Here is a 3,857-nt window from a genome sequence, read left to right as displayed (position 1 = left end):
GGCAGGATGCGATCGCTTCTTTCCTGAACCATGTTCAGGAGAGTCCAGCGTGAATGTATCAGATACTGGGAATAGAGGAGACGCTAGGTCTAGCTCAGGGGAGCGGATCTGCGTCCAGGGATCCCGACAGGCTCCTCGGCAATTGGGGCAGAAAGCGGAGGTTAAGAGTGGCTACCCAAACATTGGTGATGGATGCAGTGGAGCAGTTGGGCCTGCGGGTCACGCTGGGAGATATTGCATCCAGCACGGGCTTGGCTCTACACGAGGCCAAACAAGAGCTGCTGAATTTGGCCCAAAAGGCGGAGGGGCATCTCCAGGTTTCCCGGCAGGGGGAGATTACCTACGTTTTTCCACCGGATTTTCGCAGCATTCTCAAGCGCAAGGAGCAGCAGGATCGGCTAGCAGCCCTGCGTCGCCGGTTGTGGGGGGGCTTCCTCTATGGGTTGCGCATCTCCTTTGGCATTCTGCTGGTGGTGTCAATTGTCTTGATCGTCCTGGCGTTGATTGCCTTGCAAATGGCCAGCAGCCGCGAGCAGGACAATCGCAGCCGATCGCGGGGGATAGGGTTTTATTACTTCCCCAACCTTTGGATCGGCAACCCCTTCTGGGATCCTTACCCCTACCATGGGAGCTACTCCGGTCGGACGCGCCCCCGCCAGCCGCAAAAATCCGAGCTGAACTTCCTGGAAGCGGTGTACAGCTTCCTCTTTGGGGACGGGGATCCCAATGCCAACCTGGAGGAGGAGCGCTATGCCCTCATTGGCCAACTGATTCGTGCCAATGGGGGGGTGATCGCAGCGGAACAGGTGTTGCCCTACCTGGATGTGGAGCCGGGATCCCCGGCCTTGGAATACGAAGATTACATGCTGCCCATTTTGCTCAAGTTCGACGGTCAGCCGGAGGTCAGCGAGGACGGGGACATTGTCTACCGCTTTCCGGAACTGCAGGTGGCCGCCTCAGAGCGTGAGCCCAAGAGGATCCCTGAGGTGTTGCAGGAGAAACCTTGGGTGTTCAGCCGGGCCACGCCTGGTCAACTGACCCTGGCAGGAGGCTTGGGAGTTCTCAATTTCTTTCTGGCCGCCATTCTCTATGGGGCACGGGAGGAGGTAGCAGCGGCAGCCGGCAGCAATGCTTTTTTGGCCTTCATCTACCCGTTGATCGGCTTCCTCTTCCTCTACGGCACGCTGTTTTTGGCGGTGCCCGCCGTTCGGTGGTTGACCTTGCAAATCCGTAACCAGGGAGTGGAGCGTCGCAATCGTGTCCGGCAGCTTTGGCGAGAGCATCTGCAGCATCCCACAGAGGCGCTGCTGCGCAAACTCAACTTTGCCCGCCGCTTCCGCCGTCAAGAAGTTGTGCCAGAGTCGGACACCATTTACTCAACCGACCGGGATTTGATCGAGCAGCGGGACTACCGTCTGGACGAGCCGGCATTCCGCCAACTTTTGGAATCCGAAGCTCAGCAGGAGTACCCGGAAACCGAACAAGTGCGCAAGCCGCGTCCCCTCTAGAGAGGTCATGGCCTTTGGGCAAACTCCCGGTCTACCGTTTGAGCTGAGACCCATTCTAGTTTCTTGCCCAGCCGGAGAATCCGGCGCTTAGGTTTGCTTGGACTTCTTTCTCCCCAGGAGAACTCACAACAACCACTCGGAGACTCGCTCCCCCACCTTCTGCAAATCCAGAGGAATGGCCACCGCTTTGCCCATACGGGGTCTCTGACGGGTGGCTTCGATTTCCCGACGCACCGCTTCCCACACCCCCCAAGCCTGCAAATGGGCCAGCACGTTCTCCAAGTGGGCCAAATACTCGGCCTCGCTCAAGGGGAAGGAGGGCTGCTCCAGATAGCGCCACATCACCAGCAACACCACCTTCTGCTGGATACGCCGCAGCTGCACGTCGTAGGAATAGCCCCACTTCTCGCGCAACAAAGCTTGAAAGTCGGATCCCTTCATCAGACTTGTCTGAGGCTGGCTTGGATCTGGCTCCAATCGCGCTGGGTGGGCCGCTCACCTTGGGAAGGAAGGCCACGGCCTCTTACAGCGTTGCATTTCTTAACGATATTGGCCAGAGGGGTCGGTTAGGATGATGTCGCTTGTCAACGAACGTTAAAACTTCTCAGGTCTGCATTTGCCATTATGACGGAAGCGGTTAGCAACTTTGAAGCGCCCCCCATGAGCCGGCGGGTTCTTCTCAATGCCCTGCTCAGCGGCTCTGTGGGAGTCGTGGTGGTGGGCGCCCTCTACCCGGTGGTGAAGTACTTTATCCCGCCCTCTTCCGGTGGAGGAGGTGAGGGCCTCATCGCTCAGGACGCCCTCGGCAAGCCCATCAGCGTCAGTGAACTGTTGGCCACCCATGCCGCTACGGATCGGGTGCTGGCCCAAGGTTTGAAAGGGGATCCCACCTACATCGTGATCGACAACGGGGCGGTGGCCAACTATGGCCTCAACGCGGTTTGTACCCACCTCGGTTGCGTGGTGCCCTGGAATGTGGGGGAAAACTTGTTTAAGTGCCCTTGCCACGGATCCCAGTATGCGGCCAATGGCAAGGTGATCCGGGGACCGGCTCCCCGCTCGCTGGAGCTGGTGAGCGCCACTGTGGATGGCGACAACGTCCGCTTCAGCCCTTGGCAAGGCCCCGATTTCCGGGAGACCTAAAGGGCAAGGGATCCCGCTGGCTGTGCCGGCTTTTGCCGAACGATTTGGGGCAAGTCGTCGAGATGGCTATTTCAAGACTGTGTCCTAAACCTGTGATGGAAATTCATTCTGAGCTGAGAGTTATGAAGCGAATCTGCTTGGCCTTCTGTGGGCTGCTGCTGTTGCTGGGGATGGGGGCACGTCCGGCGGCAGCCTACCCCTACTATGCCCAGATGGCCTACGACAACCCCCGCGAGGCGACTGGCAAAATTGTCTGTGCCAACTGCCACCTGAACGCCATGCCCACTCGCGCCGAGGTGCCCCAGGCCGTCACCCCCGGCCAGGTGTTCACCATCAAAGTTGGGATCCCTTATGACCTGAGCAAGCAGCAGGTGCTGGCAGACGGCAGCAAGGGTGGGTTGAATGTGGGCGCGGTGGTGGTCTTGCCGGAGGGCTTCCGTTTAGCCACCGAAGCCGAGATGACCGAGGAACAACGGCAAGAAACTGCCGAGACCTACATCACCCCCTACAGCGACACGAAGCCCAACATCCTCCTGGTCGGGCCTTTGCCGGGCGAGCAGCATCAAGAAATCGTCTTTCCAGTGGTGGCCCCTGACCCGAAAGAGGATCCCTCGGTGGCCTTCATGAAGTATCGCGTTTACATTGGGGCCAACCGGGGTCGCGGTCAGCTCAACCCCGACGGCAGCCTCAGCAACAACAACGTTTTCCGCGCTCCGGCCACCGGGCGTCTAGTCAACATCGCCACCCTCAACTCCGATATCAGCGATCTGCCGGCTGAATTGGCCAGCCTGGTGCCCCCGGAATACGAGCTGCCGGGCACGAGAGTTCTCAGCTTCGAGACCGAAAGTGGGATCCACAACCTGGTGGTGCCACCTGGGCCGGAGCTGGTGGTTGCCGTTGGCGACAGCGTCAAAGAAGGGGATCCCGTCACCAACAATCCCAATGTGGGCGGCTTTGGCCAGGTGGAGCGGGATCTGGTGCTGCAAAGCCCGGATCGGGTGAAATGGCTGGTGGCCTTCCTGGCAGCCATTACCATTACCCAGGTGCTGTTGGTGCTGAAGAAAAAGCAGGTGGAGCTCATTCAAGCCGCCGAAATCCTCGGCTAGCTCAAGCTCTTTCCTAGCCTGCACCTCGGAGGTATCCGAGGTGTTTTTTGTTCTGTAGGGCTGATAGCAGTCGTGGTTTTTATTACCATCTATTTCAACT

At 58.9% G+C, this 3,857-nt stretch carries 4 protein-coding genes; 3 read left to right on the top strand and 1 reads right to left on the bottom strand.

Features of this window, described 5'->3' with window-relative positions; all coding sequences use genetic code 11:
- Positions 1-167 precede the first annotated feature (167 nt).
- On the top strand, positions 168-1,508 hold the full coding sequence (locus NW843_RS13010; protein ID WP_414523154.1) for a hypothetical protein: 1,341 nt from the start codon (positions 168-170) through the stop codon (positions 1,506-1,508).
- Positions 1,509-1,631: 123 nt separating this feature from the next.
- Here NW843_RS13010 and NW843_RS13005 read toward each other — a convergent pair whose 3' ends face one another.
- Entirely contained in the window at positions 1,632-1,949 is a 318-nt protein-coding gene (locus NW843_RS13005; RefSeq protein WP_011433229.1) for a DUF3067 family protein, read from the bottom strand.
- A 183-nt stretch (positions 1,950-2,132) separates the two neighbouring features.
- On the opposite strand from NW843_RS13005, the gene NW843_RS13000 reads away from it, so the two are divergent.
- Positions 2,133-2,651: a cytochrome b6-f complex iron-sulfur subunit gene (locus NW843_RS13000; RefSeq protein WP_414351678.1), complete on the top strand. Its 519-nt coding sequence runs from the start codon at positions 2,133-2,135 to the stop codon at positions 2,649-2,651.
- A 122-nt stretch (positions 2,652-2,773) separates the two neighbouring features.
- Positions 2,774-3,757 (top strand): apocytochrome f, encoded by a 984-nt coding sequence (locus tag NW843_RS12995; RefSeq protein ID WP_414523153.1) that lies wholly within the window; start codon positions 2,774-2,776, stop codon positions 3,755-3,757.
- Positions 3,758-3,857: the final 100 nt, after the last annotated feature.

Origin of the sequence: Synechococcus sp. R5-12 (assembly GCF_047502655.1) — a bacterium.
Lineage (GTDB): Bacteria > Cyanobacteriota > Cyanobacteriia > Thermostichales > Thermostichaceae > Thermostichus.
Note: the sequence above shows the minus strand (reverse complement) of the source record. Positions and strands in the feature narration are given on the sequence as shown.